At 55.8% G+C, this 17,883-nt stretch carries 14 protein-coding genes; 2 read left to right on the forward strand and 12 right to left on the reverse strand.

Annotation, left to right across the window (positions count from 1 at the left end):
* Window positions 1–54: 54 nt before the first annotated feature.
* The 3 genes from PMPD1_RS20085 to PMPD1_RS20095 are packed head-to-tail and all read right to left on the reverse strand — an operon-like array spanning window position 55 to window position 3,904.
* The gene (locus PMPD1_RS20085; RefSeq protein ID WP_173635709.1) at window positions 55–1,371 is read right to left on the reverse strand and encodes a c-type cytochrome; all 1,317 of its coding nucleotides are present in this window, start codon (window positions 1,369–1,371) and stop codon (window positions 55–57) included.
* A gap of 11 nt (window positions 1,372–1,382) precedes the next feature.
* Window positions 1,383–3,164, reverse strand: a complete 1,782-nt coding sequence (locus PMPD1_RS20090) for a GMC family oxidoreductase (RefSeq protein ID WP_173635710.1) — start codon at window positions 3,162–3,164, stop codon at window positions 1,383–1,385.
* A 2-nt stretch (window positions 3,165–3,166) separates the two neighbouring features.
* Window positions 3,167–3,904, reverse strand: coding sequence for a gluconate 2-dehydrogenase subunit 3 family protein (locus PMPD1_RS20095; RefSeq protein WP_173635711.1), 738 nt, complete (start codon window positions 3,902–3,904; stop codon window positions 3,167–3,169).
* Window positions 3,905–4,190: 286 nt separating this feature from the next.
* On the opposite strand from PMPD1_RS20095, the gene sbmA reads away from it, so the two are divergent.
* The gene (gene sbmA, locus PMPD1_RS20100; RefSeq protein ID WP_173635712.1) at window positions 4,191–5,417 is read left to right on the forward strand and encodes a peptide antibiotic transporter SbmA; all 1,227 of its coding nucleotides are present in this window, start codon (window positions 4,191–4,193) and stop codon (window positions 5,415–5,417) included.
* A gap of 36 nt (window positions 5,418–5,453) precedes the next feature.
* Here the strand turns inward: sbmA and PMPD1_RS20105 are convergent, their stop codons facing one another.
* The 6 genes from PMPD1_RS20105 to PMPD1_RS20130 form a co-directional block, all read right to left on the reverse strand.
* Window positions 5,454–7,091, reverse strand: coding sequence for a dihydroxyacetone kinase subunit DhaK (locus PMPD1_RS20105; RefSeq protein WP_173635713.1), 1,638 nt, complete (start codon window positions 7,089–7,091; stop codon window positions 5,454–5,456).
* Between the two features lie 102 nt (window positions 7,092–7,193).
* Window positions 7,194–8,273, reverse strand: coding sequence for an ABC transporter ATP-binding protein (locus PMPD1_RS20110; RefSeq protein WP_173635714.1), 1,080 nt, complete (start codon window positions 8,271–8,273; stop codon window positions 7,194–7,196).
* A 3-nt stretch (window positions 8,274–8,276) separates the two neighbouring features.
* A complete protein-coding gene (locus PMPD1_RS20115; RefSeq protein WP_173635715.1) occupies window positions 8,277–9,224 on the reverse strand; it encodes a carbohydrate kinase family protein in 948 nt (315 codons plus the stop codon).
* Window positions 9,225–9,226: 2 nt separating this feature from the next.
* Window positions 9,227–10,066, reverse strand: coding sequence for a carbohydrate ABC transporter permease (locus PMPD1_RS20120; protein WP_173635716.1), 840 nt, complete (start codon window positions 10,064–10,066; stop codon window positions 9,227–9,229).
* Window positions 10,056–10,964 carry a carbohydrate ABC transporter permease gene (locus PMPD1_RS20125; RefSeq protein ID WP_173635717.1) on the reverse strand — a complete coding sequence of 303 codons (909 nt, stop codon included), beginning with the start codon at window positions 10,962–10,964 and terminating at the stop codon, window positions 10,056–10,058. Before PMPD1_RS20125 ends, PMPD1_RS20120 begins: the two co-directional genes overlap by 11 nt.
* 9 nt (window positions 10,965–10,973) lie before the next feature.
* The gene (locus PMPD1_RS20130; RefSeq protein ID WP_173635718.1) at window positions 10,974–12,221 is read right to left on the reverse strand and encodes an extracellular solute-binding protein; all 1,248 of its coding nucleotides are present in this window, start codon (window positions 12,219–12,221) and stop codon (window positions 10,974–10,976) included.
* A gap of 295 nt (window positions 12,222–12,516) precedes the next feature.
* Between PMPD1_RS20130 and PMPD1_RS20135 the strand changes: the two genes are divergently transcribed.
* The gene (locus PMPD1_RS20135) at window positions 12,517–13,689 is read left to right on the forward strand and encodes an ROK family transcriptional regulator (RefSeq protein WP_173635719.1); all 1,173 of its coding nucleotides are present in this window, start codon (window positions 12,517–12,519) and stop codon (window positions 13,687–13,689) included.
* Window positions 13,690–13,699: 10 nt separating this feature from the next.
* Here PMPD1_RS20135 and PMPD1_RS20140 read toward each other — a convergent pair whose 3' ends face one another.
* The 3 genes from PMPD1_RS20140 to murQ all read right to left on the reverse strand — a co-directional run bounded on the left by PMPD1_RS20140 (window position 13,700) and on the right by murQ (window position 17,871).
* Window positions 13,700–15,244: a methyl-accepting chemotaxis protein gene (locus PMPD1_RS20140; protein ID WP_173635720.1), complete on the reverse strand. Its 1,545-nt coding sequence runs from the start codon at window positions 15,242–15,244 to the stop codon at window positions 13,700–13,702.
* Between the two features lie 270 nt (window positions 15,245–15,514).
* Window positions 15,515–16,960: a PTS N-acetylmuramic acid transporter subunit IIBC gene (gene murP, locus PMPD1_RS20145; RefSeq protein WP_173635721.1), complete on the reverse strand. Its 1,446-nt coding sequence runs from the start codon at window positions 16,958–16,960 to the stop codon at window positions 15,515–15,517.
* Complete coding sequence (gene murQ, locus PMPD1_RS20150; RefSeq protein ID WP_173635722.1) at window positions 16,960–17,871, reverse strand: N-acetylmuramic acid 6-phosphate etherase; 912 nt, start codon at window positions 17,869–17,871, stop codon at window positions 16,960–16,962. The genes murP and murQ overlap by 1 nt, the downstream gene beginning before the upstream one ends.
* Window positions 17,872–17,883: the final 12 nt, after the last annotated feature.

Consider the following 17,883-nt stretch of genomic DNA (forward strand, 5'->3'; position numbering starts at 1 on the left):
CAACCCGCTTGATGGGGAGGCCCGGTATAACCGGCCATCCCCACGTACCTGGCTTCAACGCCCGGCGGATAACGTCTCAATATCCACACTACCCTGCTTATCAGCCACCTGCTTACGCACCTCGGCAACCTGCTTCGCCGTCACGCTTTTCGCCGCGCTATTTCCCCAACTGGTACGGATAAAATTCACCACATCCGCCACCTGACGATCATTCATCCGCCAGCCAAACCCTGGCATAGTGATCGCGGTTGGCGCGCCTTTCACGCCCGGCAAAGTTGCCCCGGTCAGCACGATATGAATCAACGAAGTCGGATCGTCCGCCAATACCACCGGGTTACCACGCAGCGCCGGGAAGAAACGCGTATAACCGCTGCCGTCGGTTTTATGGCAGGCCGCGCAGCTATCAACATACCCTGCCGCGCCCGCTTTGCTATCGTCTCCTGCCCATAACGCTTTCGCGACTTTATCATCTGCGCTAAAGCCAGTCTGATCAGGATCTTTCGCACCCAGCGATTTCAGATACGCCGCAATCGCTTTAATATCCTCCTCACTCAGATGCTGCAAACTGTGTTCGACCACGTCGCTCATACCGCCAAATACTGCGGTATTTTTATTGCGACCGGTACGCAGAAATTGCGCCAGATCGTCTTCACTCCAACGCCCCAGCCCATCACGACTATCGCCACGTAGATTGTTCGCCGTCCAGCCATCGACCGGGGCGCTACTGCCCGCGAGAAAATCGCTGCCTTGATCATCATTGAGCGCCTTCTCCTGTAGCGTAATGCTACGTGGCGTATGGCATGCGCCACAGTGGCCTAGACCCTCCACCAAATAACGGCCGCGCGCTAACTGCGGATCTTCACCAGAATGCGGCGTAAAGGCCTGCACGTCCGGAGCAAACACCCCGCGCCAGATAGCCAGCGGCCAACGCATGGATAACGGCCAGGGAATATCGCTATCGCGATTCGGATGCACGACCGGTTGCACACCATGCATAAAATAGGCGTACAGCGCGTGCATATCCTCATCACTCACCACCGCATACGAGGGATAAGGCATCGCCGGATAGAGCGTATCGCCGTTTTTTGCCACGCCGTGGCGCACCGCCTTCTGGAAATCATCGTAGCTATAATCCCCAATACCGGTTTGCTTATCCGGCGTGATATTGGTGCTATACACGGTGCCAATCGGCGTCGCCATCGGCAAACCGCCAGCAAAGGCTTGCCCGGATGGCGCGGTGTGGCAAGCCACACAATCTCCCGCCCGTGCTAAGTATTCGCCGCGCTGAATTAACGCCGCGCCAGTGTGATCCTCCGCCGAGGCATAACCGGCGACGACGCTCAGTAGCAAGGCCAATAATCCTTGTTTCATGGGTATTCTCCTTATGCCTGTACCAGCGGGCCGGGGTTTTTCAGGTAGCGCTCGCGAATGGCCTTCGCCGACCAAAAGGTTAGCGCCGCCACCATCCCGGTCGGGTTGTAGCCCAGCCCCTGCGGGAATGCCGATGCGCCGGGTACAAATACGTTCGGCACATCCCAGCTTTGCAAATAGCGGTTTATCGCACTGGTTTTCGGATCTTCGCCCATGATCGCGCCACCGTTCATATGGGTGGTCTGGTAAACGGTGGTATCAAAATGCGTTCCCGCCTGTTTTGGCGCGCCAGAGATCAGCTTCGGGTTCATCGCTTCGGCGATTTTATGCATTTTCTGATGCATAAATTGCGACATTTTGATGTCGTTCTCCTGCCAGTCGAAAGTCATCCGTAACAGCGGCTGGCCATAAACATCTTTATAGTTCGGATCGAGATCGAGGTAGTTGGCGCGATAAGATTGATGCGCGCCATGCGCATCCATCGACACATGGTGGGTATAACTGTCGGCGATTGCCGCTTTCCATTGGCTGCCCCACTTCGGCGTGCCTGGCGCGGTCGGCAGGCCGGAAATCGGTTTCACACCCGCCTGGTTTACCCAAAACGGCGAGCCGCCGACAAAGCCGTATTTACCGTGGTCAAAGTTATCGGCATTGAAATCATCCACGCCAACACCTGCGCCGCCCGCGCCAATAAAGGGATTAGTAAAGACGTCTTTATCAAAAAACGCCTTGATGGTGGAGATGTTCTGGTAGGCGAAATTACGCCCCACCACGCCTTCATTGGTGACCGGGTTATACGGCTGGCCGATGCCGGATAACAGCATCAGATGCACATTATGGAACTGGAATGCCGACAAAATCACCAAATCCGCTGGCTGTTCAAGCTGCCGCCCTTGCGCATCGACATAGGTGACGCCGGTCGCGCGTTTTTTATCCTCGGTCAGATTCACCCGCAACACATGCGCATTATCGCGCAGTTCGAATTTGGGTTCCTGACGCAGCGCCGGCCAAATATTCACGTTTGGCGAGGCTTTGGAGTACATGTAACAGGCGTAACCGCTACAGTAGCCGCAGAAGTTACACGGCCCCATTTGTGCGCCATAGGGGTTGGTATAAGGGCCAGAGGTATTCGCCGACGGTAAATCGTAAGGATGGTAGCCAACCGATTCGGCGGCGCTGGCAAAGAGCTGGGCGGAGAAGGTGCGTTTTTGCGCCGGGAGCAGGAAATCATGCGAGCGATCCGGCGCGAACGGGTTACCTTTCCCTTCGCCAACCACCTTACCGTTAATGCTCCAGGCCGAGCCAGAAGTACCAAATACCTTCTCCGCCTGATCAAAGAACGGCTCCAGCTCGGCGTAGCTCACGCCGAAGTCCTGAATGGTCATTCCTTCGGGGATAAATTTTTTGCCGTAACGCTCTTCATAATGGCTACGCATCCGTAGCTCAATCGGGTCGACGCGAAAATGCACGCCAGACCAGTGCAGCCCGGCGCCGCCGGTTCCGGTACCCGGTAAAAAGGCGGCAAGTTGCCGATAAGGCTGTGCGGTTTGCGCAGCGTTGTGGCGGATGGTCACGGTGCTTTTTGACAGATCCTGGAACAGCTTTTTGCGGATGTTATAGGTCAATTCATCAATCACCTGCGGATACGCGCCATCCGGGTAAGTATCGCGATGCGGCCCACGTTCCAGCGCCACCACATTCAAACCGGCCTCGGTCAACTCTTTAGCCATGATCGAACCGGCCCAGCCGAACCCCACAATAACCGCATCGACTTTTTTCATTACCTTCGCCATGGTTACGCCCTCTCCCCACGAATTGATACCGGCGGGAACGGATACCGTTCTCCCCGCTCTACCCAATCCATAAAATCAGCGCGCGCGCCGGGGAAGCCAATCAGCTTCCAGCCCACCATGTTCTGGTTACCGCCATGCAATGGATCGCTGAAAAAACCCTCACGGGTGTTTTGCAACAGAAAGGCGAAAAACACTGCCGCAGGTAACTGCCTAAACGTCACGCTCCCCTTCTCCATCGCCGTCAGCAGGGTATCTTGCTGCTCGCCGGTCAGGGCGGCGAAAGCTTTGCCATGTTGCTGTTGCGCAATGCTGTCTGCCTCAGCAATCCCCAAACGATAAATTTGTTGGGGAACTAACGGCAATTGATAGCCCAGTTCGGCCATCGCATCGGGATCGAAGGGGCCTTGCATATACCAGTTGGCGCCGGTGGCGTATGGCGTATTCATTTGACGATCGATAAACTCCGGCACGCCGGCTTCCAGCGCGCCTGGCCCACGTTCATCGGCGGGAATCAGCCGTGCGCTGGCGGCTTGCAGAAAGGCAAACTCTTCGGCGGTAAACCAGGTGGGTTGGTAATCCCGCGCCGCTTGCGCCTCTGCCAATGGATGTTCTGCCGCTTGCGCGGGTCGGGAGACGGCCAGCGAGCCGAGGCCCGCGCCGCTTAACGCCACAGCGGGCGCCAGAGTGATGGTTTTCAGCAGAAAATCTCTGCGTGAGTTGCCCGTTTTTTCAGTCGACATTGCCTTGCCTTAACGCGCGTACTGCCGGTGCGCGAAATCAGATGAGAATAGCGTTGGGTGATCACCGGCGATAATGATGGTTACAGAGTTTGTTACCGGTAACTTTTTCCGGCATTGTAACAGCAATCAGCGGAAATATTTAGCGTGCCAAAACAAAACCACACTAATTCCTTAACAATTATCTAACCAGCCCGGCGGGCGACTTTGTAACGCCCGGACACATCACACCACAGACTAGAAACAGTTATTAGCGCTATATATGAAGGATAATGACAGCGGAGTGCCTATGTTTACGTCTTTCTTTCCCCGTCCCGGGTTATTTTTCAGCACGGCAGCTATCTGGAGCCTTATCGCAATACTGTTCTGGTTTGGCGCAGGCAGTGGGTTAATTTTCCATTTTCACAGCCTGGCGGCCTATGCCAACAAACCCTTGCCGACTAACGCCTGGCGCTTTATTCAGCCTTCCGAGTTGTGGTTTTACGCTTACTTTGCGCTGACCGTTGCGTTGTTTGCCACCGCCTGGTTTACGTTAAGCCCGCATCCGTGGCAGCGTTGGTCGGTGTTAGGCTCAGCGTTAATTGTGTTTGTCACTTGGTTTGATGTGCATGTCGGCGTGGCGATCAATGCCTGGTACGGCCCGTTTTACGATCTCATCCAGCGCGCGCTGACCAAAGCAGGTTCGGTGAAGATCGAGGTGTTTTATCAACAAGTGTTGGCGTTTCTTGGCATTGCGGTGATCGCGGTGGTGATTGGCGTGTTGAACGCTTTTTTTATCAGCCACTGGGTTTTCCGCTGGCGTACCGCCATGAACAACTATTACATGGCACACTGGCAGCGTTTGCGTAACGTTGAGGGCGCGGCACAGCGTGTGCAGGAAGATACCATGCGTTTTTCCAGCACGCTGGAAGATTGGGGCGTTAGCCTAATTCAAGCGATTATGACCTTAGTTGCGTTTTTACCGGTCTTAATCGCCTTGTCGAAACATGTCCAAAGCGTGCCGATCCTCGGCAATATTCCTTATGCGTTAGTGATTGCCGCGCTGCTTTGGTCGTTATTTGGTACCGCGTTATTGGCCATGGTGGGGATAAAATTACCCGGTCTTGAGTTCCGCAATCAGCGTGTCGAAGCGGCCTATCGTAAAGAGCTGGTGTATGGCGAAGATAACGCCCATCGCGCCGAACCGGTGACGGTGGCGGAACTGTTTCACCGCGTGCGGTTTAACTATTTTCGCCTCTATTTCCACTACCTTTATTTCAATATCACCCGCATTCTCTATTTGCAGGTCGATAATGTTTTCGGCCTGTTTGTCCTGTTTCCATCGATTATCGCCGGTACTATCACGCTGGGCCTGCTCCAGCAGATCACCAATGTATTTGATCAAGTCCGCGGCTCCTTCCAGTACCTGATTTCGTCATGGTCAACGTTAGTGGAATTGATGTCTATCTACAAACGTCTACGCAGTTTTGAGCAAATCTTAAATACTGAACCGCAAGAGGCGTCGATCGTGGAATAACGCAACTTCCCCGCCAGAGCGGGCGGGGAAGAGAGCTTATTTCAGGTGGGCAAAAACCTGCTCAACCGCATACGCGCCGGGATCTTTCACGCCATCAAGGCTTTGCTGATTCAAATAGGACGAGCGCCCGGCTTTCGCCGCTGTCATCGCGGCGGTCGCTTCCGCGCCGTGTCGCGCGGCGTCTGCTGCTGCCGCCAATCCCTTACCTTCAGTTAACGCCGTCAGCGCCGGTTCCAGCGCGTCAATCATGGTCCGATCGCCTGGCTGCGCGCCGCCGTAATGCTTCATGCGCTCCAGGCCGTACCGCAAGGCCTGCGGTAACGCCTCACCGTCAGCCAGCTTTTGTCCGGCGGAGGTAAACAAAATCGACATCAATACACCGCTGGAGCCGCCCATCACCACCGCCAGCCGTTCGCCCACTAAAGTCAGAAGCCGATCGAGTTGGTTCAGCGGCAGTTTTTTCGCTTGGTTTTCCGCGAGAATTTTGCGCGCGCCTGCCGCGAATGTTGAACCGGTATCGCCATCGCCCACCTTCGCATCCAGCTTATTCAACTCGCCTTCGAGGTCGATCAAGGTCTGACACACCGTATCGACCACCTGCCCGACCTGCGGATTGGCTGAAGGCTCAGCCGCTGGCGTTTGCGCAGCCTTTTCGCCTTTGCGCCGCGACAGCGGTTTAATCTCCACCAATGGTTGCCAACCGCTCGCCTCCACCGGGGCCTGTAGCGCGCGGATAAACGTCTCATTCAGGACTAATGTGGAAAGCGAAAAGCCCTTCATATCCAGCGCGCTGACCAATGTCGCCGGGCCAATAAGGTGGCTAAGGTTTTTACCCAGCGGCGAATCCAGCGTTTCGCGCGTTAACACCGCCATCTCCAGCATCGAAAAGCCACCGAGGTTATTCACCAGCAGCGCGGCTTTTTTACCGTTGGGTAGCTGCTGATGTAATTTTTTCGACAAGATCTCAACGATTTCGCGACTGTTTTGCGTTGGGAGCGTCGAGGCGCCCGGTTCGCCATGAATGCCCATCCCCAGTTCGCTGTGCCCGTCAGCCACCCGATCGTCACGCGTTTCGCCGGGAATATGGCAGGTAGAGAAAGCAAGGCCGATACTGGCGGTCGCCTCAATCGCCTGCTGCGCCAATTGCGCCACCTCTTCCAATGCGTTGCCCTGTTCCGCCGCATAACCGGCAATTTTATGCACCAGCGCGGTACCGGCAATGCCGCGCGGCTGTGGGTTATCCGGCAGGGCAATATCATCCTGCACCGTGACCAGTTCTACTTTCAGACCGCGCTGTTTCGCTTTTTCCGCCGCCAGACCAAAATTGAGCCGATCGCCGGTATAGTTTTTCACAATCAGCAGGCAACCCGCTTCGCCGGTAACATTGATAATCGCTGTCAGTACCGCATCGACACTCGGCGAGGCGAAAATATCGCCGCAGACCGCCGCCGTCAGCATCCCCTTCCCGACAAACCCAACATGCGCCGGTTCATGGCCGGAACCGCCGCCGGAAATCAGCGCCACCTTACTTTTGTCTTGATCATTACGCACCACGACCCGCACGCCTGCCTCGGCCTCCAACAGGCTCAGGTTATGGTACGGCGTACTCAATAGCGCCCCTTCTATCGCCTCATTCACCAGGTCGTGTTTTTGATTCATAAAAAACTGGCTCATGTTCATCCTCGTTTCGGTGTTATTTGCGCCATAACGCGGCGGAAAAATTAACTGTAGCCGAAATTGTTGGCGAACATGAGCCATCGACTAACCGGCTGCGAGTTAATCAACCAACCGTTCACCGCTTTGCGCGTCAAACAGATGGATCTTCTCCGCACGAACCGCCAGCGCCAGCCGGGCGCCGGGCTGGGTATCAACCCGCCCAACGGTTTGCACATGCAGCGCATCACCCTGCCAATCCACATGCAGTAAGGTCGATTCACCGGTCACCTCAAGCACATTAACCGTGGCCTGCATCCCCTCTTCCGCCAGCAGAATATCGTGTGGACGCAGCCCCATCGTTACCGGACGCTCGCCCTGCGCTTGCGCTGCCGTCTGCCACTTATCCGGTAATGCAAACCACTGCTGGTGGCACAGTACACCAAACTGACCGTCGCGCGATTCGATCCGCCCCGCTAACAGGTTCATCGGCGGCGAACCGATAAACCGCGCCACAAAAGTGTTGGCGGGCCGGTCATAAATCGCTAACGGCGCGCCTTGCTGCACAATCACGCCATCGCGCATCACCACAATTTTGTCCGCCAGCGTCATCGCTTCCACCTGATCGTGCGTGACATACACCATGGTGGTTTTAAAACGCTGGTGTAGTGACTTAATCTCCGCCCGCAGTTCCATGCGCAGTTGCGCATCAAGGTTAGAGAGCGGTTCATCGAACAGGAAAACCTGCGGATTACGCACCATCGCGCGCCCCATTGCCACGCGCTGCCGCTGGCCGCCAGAGAGCGCACGCGGATAGCGATTCAGCAGCTTATCAATGCCGAGAATGCCGGCAATGCGCGCAATTTTGCTTTGCTGCTCTTCGCGCTTCACCTTTTTGACCTGCATATGAAACGCGAGGTTTTCCGCCACCGTAAGATGGGGATACAGCGCATAGCTTTGAAACACCATCGCAATATCACGATCCGCCGGGTCGAGATTATTAATTGCCTTTTTATCCAGCAGGATTTCGCCTTCTGACAGGCTTTCTAAACCGGCCAGTAAGCGCAACAGGGTGGATTTACCACAGCCAGACGGGCCGACCAACACGGTAAAGCTGCCGTCGGGAATGGTGAGATCCAACGGTTGCAGTACCGTTTGTTTGCCATAGCGCTTGGCTACCTTAATCAGTTCTACGCTGGCCATGGCTCAGCTCTCCTGTATACGTTGTTGTAATGTTTGCCAGTCAGGATAGCGACGCGGCGAGCTACTGATCGCGTGCGCGGCGACTTCAATCCCCCATTGCAACGCCGCATCATGCGATTCGCCGCACAGCACTGCGCTAAGGAAACCGGCGTTAAAACTGTCGCCAGCACCGATAGTGTCGATCACCTCAATATTGCGCGCCGCCGCGTGAAGTTGGCGTTGACGCGTCCAGAAATGCGCCCCTTGCTCGCCGCACTTAACGACACAGCCGCCGCGCCCGCTTAACCGTTCCGCCAGCCACGCCGCCGAGGCATCCAGCGTGGGTTGGTCGGCGAAGCCTAGCGTTTCGACCTGGTTTAATAACAGATAATCGCAATGCGGTAGCCAGACCATCAGTTGTTGCCGCAGCGTGGCGCTCCAGCCTTGCGGCGGCCAGCCGGTATCCACCGCCACGAGAAAACCGCGTTGTTGCAAGGTAGCTAACAGGTGCGGATAGGCGGCAAACAGCGTGGTACAAAGGAAGGTGCCGCACAACAGAACGATGTCGCCGGGCTGTGCGGCGGCGGGAAGTTGATGAAGGACATCCTCGGCGGTCAGGCGCACAATATGCCCCTGATTGCTGATGAATGAACGCTCTTTATCGGGGTGCGTAACGCCAACCGTCAGCGAGCTTTCACAAGCATAACGCGGCCAGGCTGCCGCACTATGCGGAAAGTAACCGGCCAGCCAGTCAGTAAAACCATCACTTCCCTGATTCGCCACCGCGCGGTGCGGCACATGCATCGCCGCCAGCGCCAGCGCACAGTTCCCCGCCGAGCCGCCGGGGCGCAGTTCGCTATGCTCAAGCATGGTTTCAGTACCCGGCTGCGGCCAATGCGCGAGTGTACTCATAATCAGATCGACATTAATGTTGCCCGCCACGTACAGCGTGGCGTTAAGGATTCTGTCCATGCTTATCCCTTACTGCCGCCACTGGCGAGCCCGCTGACCAGCGTTTTCTGCAACCAGATGGCGATAAAGAGCGGTGGAACGGAAGCGAGAATACCCACCGCGGCGATTAATCCGTCATCGGTGGCGCGTCCGGCGGTGAAACCGGCAATGGTCACCGGTAAGGTTTGTGCCTCGATGTTGCTGGTGAACAGCAGCGCGTAGAAAAACTCATCCCATGCCAGCAACCAGCCAAACAGCGCCGAGGCGCCCAGCATGGGTTTCGCGAGCGGTAACGTGATACGCAGCAGCACCTGCCAGAAGCGCAGCCCGTCAAGACGCGCCGCCTGTTCAATATCACGCGGCAGAGCGTCAAACTGGTTTTTCAGCATCCAGGTGAGAAACGGCAAAATCAGCGAGCAATACACCAGCACCAGGCCGAGATGGGTGTTCAACAAGCCCACCTGCTGCAAAACAAAATACAGCGGCAGCACAAACGCGACTGGCGGCACCATGTAGATAGCCAGGCTGCCGAATAGCCAGCCGTCGCGCCCCGGATAACGCGAGAAGCTGAATGCCGCCGGAATCGCTAGCAGTAACGAAATGAGCGTGGCGCCGCAGGCGACCAGTACGCTGTTCCACAAGGCATGCAAAAACAGTGCGCCGGGCTCATCCGGCTGGAGAGAAACCAAGCGCAGGTAGCGGCTGAAATCCCACTGACGCGGTAGCCACTCTAACGGCACGCGGGTTAAATCGCTGGTCGAACTGACGCTCATTAAAAATAGCCACAGCATCGGTCCGAGGATACTGGCCGCCACCAGCAGCGCGGCGGCATACCGCAGCACAGTACGAAGGTTACGTTTCATTGGCGGTACTCCGTCGACGCTGGCGCAGCAGCATAATCATATACAGCGTGATTAATACCCCGCACATTAGCGCCATCAAAATGGCGTAAGCGGCGCCGCTACCGGCGCGTAAATAGCTGAATGACTCTTGATAGACAAAAAAGCTCAGCGTTTTCGTGCTATCCACCGGGCCGCCGCGCGTCATCACATAAATGATGTCGAAAATTTTAAACGCATCGATGGTGCGTAGCACTAACGCCACGCTGAGCGGTGCGACAATCGCCGGAAAAGTGATGGCGCGGAAACGTCGCCAGGCCGAGGCGCCATCCAGCCGCGCAGCTTCAAACAGATCGTCCGGAATCGACTGTAACGCCGCCAGCACCAACAGGGTCACTAACGGATAGTTTTTCCAAATATCCGCCAACATGACGGCATTAAGCGCGGAGTCGGGCGAGCCGAGCCAGCTTCGATAACCGTCAATAATCCCTAATTGCGTCAACAGGGCGTTAACGCTGCCGTAATCCGGATTGAAGTTAAGCCGCCACATCATGGCGTTCACGATGGTCGGCAGCGCCCACGGCAAAATCACCAACACCCGCAGGATATTGCGGCCATAGAAACGTTGATTAAGCAGCAGAGCCACCAGTACACCAATCACCCCTTCTATCGCGACCGAGACCACGGTAAACCACAAGGTGCGCAGAATAGAGGCCTGAAAATCAGGATCGGTTAGCGCATAGAGATAGTTTTCCAGCCCAACGTAACCCGGCGCGCCGCCGCTACCAATTAGCGCGGCATCGGTGAAACTTAGCCAGATAGTGCGGCCCAACGGCCAGGCGGTCAGCAGAAACATCACCACCAGCATGGGTGCTAATAGCACCCATGCCTGTCGATGCTCGCGTTGTTGCAAACTCAGCATCGCTATTCCTTAACGCAGGCGCGCCGCGCTCTTATCCGCCGCCTGTAAACCGGCTTCCGGCGTCTCCTGCCCCTGCAGAATCTGCTGAAGCTGTTGCTGCAACGTATTCGACAAGCGCGAATAGTCAGCGGTTTCCGGCCGGGAGAGCATCACATCCAACGATTTTTTCGCCGCAGCCAGTAAGGATTCCTGCCCTTTCGACACCGCCGGATCGTCATAAGAGGATTTCCAGATCGGCAAGCTCAGTTTGGCGTACTTATTCTGTACCGGCTGCGAGGTCATATAACTGATATATTGCCAGGACTGTTCAGCGTGCTGGCTAGTTTTGGCGATACCCAACCCCATTGAACCATTGACCGCGCCCACTTTGCCCGGCGCGTCGCCCGGTGCCGGAACGATACCGACATCGCCTGCCACTTTGCTCTGTTTCGGATCGTTAGCCATGTTGTACATATAGGTCCAGTTCAGGGCAAAGGCCGCGTCGCCATTAGAGAACGCTTTGCGCACATCCTCCTCAAGATATTCGCGGGAAGCCGGATTAGTGAGCCCTTTGTCCAACGAGGTCTTCATCAGCGTGACCGCATTCAGCGAAGCGGGGTTAGTGAAGTTGAGCTTACCGTTTTGGTAGAACTGCCCGCCATTACCGGAAACTAGCGTGGTGTAATCGCAAATCAACGCCTCTGATTGCGACCAGCTCCACACCAGTGGATACTTCACAATATTTTTGGCCTTAATTTGCTGGGCATCATCCAATACCTGTTGCCAGGTTTGCGGCGGCTGGCTGATACCGGCTTTTTGCAGCATGGCTTTGTTGTAGTAGAGATACTTGGTGTCGAGGATCCACGGCATGCCCAGCGTTTTACCCTGGTAAACCACCGTCTTTAGCGCGCCGGGGAAAATTTTAGCGCGTTCCTCTTTGGCAATGCGGCTTGAGACATCTTGTAGCAGATCGAACTTAGTAAACTCGGCCGGCCAGATAGCATCAAACAGCACCACGTCATAGCCATTACTGCCCGCGCCGCGCGCCGCAACAATCTTGTCGTGCAGCGCCTCATACGGTACAAACTCCAGGTTAACGCTAATATCAGGATGCTGTTTTTCGAAGTCGCTGGTCATGGCGCGGATATCATTTTCGCTATAGGCCGCCTGGGTCATAAACAGCGCATTGATCTGTGTCTTAGCGGCCGAAGCCGAGCCAGCGGCGGCTATCAGGGCGATAAGGCCGACGCTAAGGCGTAGGGTGAATCGACTTTTCATTGTTTCTCTCCAGTAACGCTGCGATGATTTTTGCGATTTATTAAATCAATTTGATTGATTTAATGGAGGTCAAACTAAGGCCTAACTAAAATCCGGACACGGCCGGTGCAGGAAGTAAAGCAAGCCGCGTGCCAGAGAAACGTCAATCAGATAGCGACCGACGATTTTCACTCTGACCGATGGGGGAAATTTGCACAACGCCAGAAGACAGAATTGGGCGGGGGATCAAAGAATTCGTTTGATCGACCGTAAGCGCGATCACATACTGAGTCGTCCGTCGTCAGGGAATTCAACAATGAGAACCTCGGGAACTAACCTGGAACACGCGCGCGCCCATAACCGTCGGGTGATCATTGAGGCCATTCGCCTACACGGCGAGTTAACACGCGCCGAGCTGGCGCGCCTGACGGCGTTGACGCCGCAAACCGTCTCCAACATTGTGGCGGAATTACAACAGGCCGATATTCTCTCCTCACATTTGCCACGCAAGGCGAGCGGGCGCGGGCAACCGGCCATCCCGATTACGCTCAATCCCGCCAGCGCCTGGTCGATCGGGATCCATCTCGATCACCAGACGTTGTTAATTGTGTTGGTCGATCTCACCGGCGAGATTCATTTTCGGCGCCTGATGATGGTGCAAAAGCCCCAGCCGGGTGCAACCCTGAAACTGATCGTCGCGGTGGTCGATGAGATCAAACAACAACTCGGCGCCCAGTGGCGCAAAGTGCTGGGGATTGGCGTGGTCATGCCCGGCCCGTTTGGCGTTGAGGGTATTTCATCAGAAGGCCCGACCACGCTGCATGGCTGGGAACACATTGATGTAGAAGCGCATCTGACGCAGGCCACCGGGTTGCCGGTTACGCTGGAAAACGATGCGACCGTGGCGGCGATTGGCGAACGTTTTCACGGCATCGCCCGCCAGCTTAACTCGTTTATTTATCTCTATATCGGCACCGGTCTCGGGGCGGGTATTTTTACCGACGGCCATATTTATACCGGGCATGCGCACAATGCCGGTGAAGTCGGCCATGTGGTGGTACAGCCTAACGGGCGCCCTTGCTATTGCGGTAATCATGGTTGCCTGGAACGCTATGTTTCGCTGCAAGCCGCCTATGAACACTGCGGTTTAGATCCGATGACGGCACTGCCGGACGATCTATTGCGGATTGATCCGCTGCTGTTCGACAGTTGGATCGAGACGATGCTACCGCCGCTACGCCAGGCGATTAATATGCTGGAGTGCATTTTTGACGCCGAAATGGTGGTGATTGGCGGCATGATTCCGCAGCCGCTGCTGGAAAAAATCCTCCGCCGTTTAGCGCCGCTGCACCAGTCGGTACGTGGGCGCTATCTTGATGATATGCGAGTAAAAATTGGCATGACCGGCAGCGATACCGCGGCGCTGGGTGCCGCCGCGCTGCCGATTTTCGACGAGTTTAATCCCCAATACCAAGTGCTGCTGAAGTAGCGCCGGGCGATTAGCGGAAGACGCTGATCGCTTCGACCAACCGGGTTGCCTGCCGCGCCATTCTCCCCGAGGCTTCGGCCCCTTCCTGCACCCTGGCGGCATTTTGCTGGGTAATCTCATCCAGATTTTCCACCGCTTTGCTCACATCACCTAACGCGCTGGCCTGTTCGGCGGTAGCGGAGCTAATCTGCGCGATTAACGCGGTCACACTCTGCACCTGGGAAACAATCTCCCCCATGGTTCGCCCGGCGCCATTCACTTGGTCGCTGCCGGACTGCACCCGCGCCGCGCTGGTTTCCACCAACGTTTTAATTTCACTGGCCGCCGTGGCGCTACGCTGAGCCAGGTTACGCACTTCTCCGGCGACCACCGCAAACCCTTTGCCTTGCTCTCCCGCCCGTGCCGCCTCTACCGCCGCGTTCAGTGCCAGGATATTGGTTTGAAAAGCAATTCCGTCGATTACACCGGTAATATTGGCGATTTTCTGCGAACTGTCGGCAATTTCCGCCATCATCGCCACCATATCCGCCATCACCTCGCCCCCTTTAACCGCCGAACCGCTGGTGGCTTTCGACAGCGTATCGGCTTCGGCGGCGGTTTCGGTGTTACTGTTCACCGTCGCCGTCATTTGGTTCATGGTGGCCGCGGTTTGCTGCACGTTCGCTGCCGCTTGTTCGGTGCGGCGGCTCAGATCGGTATTGCTGTGGGCGATCGCGTCGCTGGCGCTTAACACATTGATCGCCTGCCCGCTTACATCGTCAACCAGCCAGCGAAACATCAAACCTAACTGCCCGATAGCGCGTAGTGTCATCCCAACTTCGTCGATCCGATCCATCTGCTCAACCTTATGGCTGGCACCGGTTGCCACACTCAATGCCTGCTGACACACCCGCTCAATAGGGCGTGAAATTTGCTGTTCCAGCCAGCAACTGGCGAGAAACAAAAGCAGCGCCATCCCGAGAGTAAAACTGCCTACTGCGGCATGGCTCAGGCCCAATAGCCACACGCCAAGTACGCTTAACGGTAGCAGCGATAACAAAGTGCCACGGATTCGCCAGCGTAACGGTAACGTTTTGAACAATGAGCGCCAGCTTAGCCAACCGGCATAGACCACTAACCCTTTGTGAAAACGGCGATTTTTTTGCTTCCCTTCGCGAAAGCGCCGGTACAGCATTTCCGTTTGCCGCACCTCTTCTTGCGTGGGTTTGGTGCGTACCGACATATATCCCTGCACGCTTCCGGCCCGCACCACCGGAATAGCATTGGCACGCACCCAGTAATGATCGCCATTTTTACGCCGGTTCTTCACTAGCGCGCTCCACGGTTCACCCTGTTTTAGCGTTGACCACATATCGGCAAATGCCTGTGCCGGCATATCCGGGTGGCGCACCATATTATGCGGTTGACCGTTTATCTCTTCAGGCGAAAAGCCGCTGACCTCAATAAATGCATCATTGGCGTAGGTGATGTAGCTATTCAGGTCGGTGGTCGACATCAGGGTGGCGTGTTGATCAAACGAGTACTCTTGCTGGGTGACCGGCTGGTTATTGCGCATGAGTTAATGTCCTTGAAGTGCAGGCAGCGTTTGCGGGGGTAACAGGTTAGCTTTATTTATATTTTCGGCGGCAGAGTGAGGAACTTTAGCGTCGCGCTAACCGATTTTGTGATCGCAGTAACGTTTAAAAACAATCAGATTATAAAAAAGAGGTGCTAACCCCCAGCCGACAGTGCACGGCGGTTGGTTAACTATTTATTTATAATAAACAGAAGGGATGTTTTGAAATAACCCGTTGTTCAGGGGCGAGCCGGTCGCCCCCGCCTGCCATTAGCTTAGATCGACGGTTTTGCTACCAAATAACCAAGTCAGGATAAACCCTGCCAGCCAAGCAACCAGCAAACCCGCGCCATAAACCGCCATACCGGCAAGCATGCCATGGTCGGAAGTCATTAACGGCAATGTCACCAGCCCCGACGGGCCAAACACGGTATTTAGCCCAACCGGTAACCCGAGCCAGGCAACCAGCCCAATAAAGAAGCCGCCAATCGCCCCGCCGCAACAGGCGGTAATAAACGGTTTGACCCGGGGTAACGTCACGCCATAAATCAGCGGTTCGCCAACGCCGAGCAGGCCCGGAATAATCGCGCCTTTAATTTGATTGCGTAGCAGTGAATTGGGCTGCGCCCGCGCCCAGAGCGCCAGCGCGGCGCCCACCTGCCCGCCGCCAGCCATCGCCAAAATGGGGAATAGAGAGTTAAATCCTTGCGCATCCATTAACGCAAAGTAAACCGGGATAAAGCCTTGATGAATGCCAAACATCACCGCAATCAAAAACAGCCCGGCCAGTAGCGCACAACCGAACGGGTTACCGTTCAGATGCATAAACAGCCACGACATTCCTTTAAACAATTCGCCGCCGATCGGCATGATGACCACAAATGTAACTGCGCCGGTAACCAGCAGCGTGACCAGCGAAGTCAGCAACATATCGAGGTTATCCGGCATCACTTTGCGTACCTGCTTCTCAACCCAGGCGCCGAAAATCGCCGCCAGCAATACGCCAATAATATTGCCGCGCGGGTCGATAGCCATGCCAAAGAAGTTATCAATACCACTGTAATACCCCACTTTTGCCGCAGGCGCATAGCCAAGCAGGAACAGTGAAGCAATGATTGCGCCGTTAACGCCTGAGCCGCCAAACGCTTTTTGCGCATTGTAGCCAATCAGGATACTGAGGAAGGTGAACAGCCCTTTGCTAAAAATTTTCATGTAGCCCACGGCATGCAGCAACAGCGCATTATGCTCGCCGGGCGCGGTCAGCTGAAAAATTTGCTCCAGTAAGGTCGCCACGCCAAGCAGCAGGCCAGCGGCGATAAAGCCTGGAATCAAAGGGGTAAAAATGGTCGCAAAACGCGCCAGGAACTGATGCGCGCCACTGGTCTGTTTCGCTTTTAATTGCTGCTTCTTCTGTTGTGCAACCGCCTCTAGCGCGGGATTTTCCGGCGCATCATCGGCGTGCTGCGCCAACAATAGATTCATTTTTTCCGCTGCGGTTTGCGCTTTACCCGGCCCAAGGATCACCTGTAGCTGCTCGTCGCCGCTAACCACACCCATGACTCCCGCCAGCGATTTCAGCCGTTGGTGCTGTACGCGTGTGTCATCCCTGAGCGTAAGGCGCAGACGTGTCATGCAGTTACCGCACACCGCCACATTATTGCGCCCGCCGACCGCCTGCAAAATGTCCATGATTAATGCATCGGTGATCTTCGCCATTACTGTGCTCCCGCCTGTTGTAGCGCCTGACGAATAAAGCCCTGATTATTGGCCAGTAGTGCTTTCGCTTCTGCGGCCTGAAGCTGGCCTAACACCATGACAATGGCGGTTTTACAATGCCCGTCACAGGCAGCCAGTGCCGTTTTTGCCTCTTCCTCCGCGCATTCGGTCGCCTGCATCACAATATTCACCTGGCGCTGAACCAGCTTTTGGTTGGTGGCTTCCACATCCACCATCAGGTTGCCATACACTTTGCCGGTACGAATCATCGCGCCGGTGGTGAGCATATTTAGCACCAGCTTCTGGGCGGTACCCGCTTTCATGCGTGACGAACCGGTCACCACCTCCGGGCCTACCAGCGGCGTGAGAGGAATATCAACGATTTTTGCCATTGCGCTGTCAGGATTGCAGGTCAGCGCGGCGGTCACCGCGCCACATTCACGCGCATAGTCCAGTGCGGCAACCACATACGGTGTACGGCCGCTGGCGGCGATGCCAACCAATACATCCTGCGCGTTAAAACCAATCGATTTGAGATCGTTCACGCCCATTTCACGATTGTCTTCCGCGTTCTCCACCGCCTGCAAAATGGCCGTGTGACCGCCAGCGATCAGCCCGATAACCTGTTCACGCGGCGTTCCGTAAGTAGGTGGGCATTCACTGGCATCAAGAATGCCCAATCGCCCCGAGGTTCCTGCCCCGCAATAGACTAAGCGACCGCCCTGCATAAACGCGGCGGCAATCGCATCTACCGCGCGGGTAATCTCCGGCAAAATGGCCTCCACCGCCAGCGCGACCTTTTTATCTTCGTTATTGATCACCCGCAGCATGTCGGCGGTTGAAAGCTGATCAATGTTTTCACTGGCCGGGTTACGTCCTTCAGTCACCATGGCGTTAAGGTCAAGCTTCATATGGTCTCCAGC

Origin of the sequence: Paramixta manurensis (genome assembly GCF_013285385.1) — a bacterium.
Classification (GTDB): Bacteria; Pseudomonadota; Gammaproteobacteria; order Enterobacterales; family Enterobacteriaceae; genus Paramixta; species Paramixta manurensis.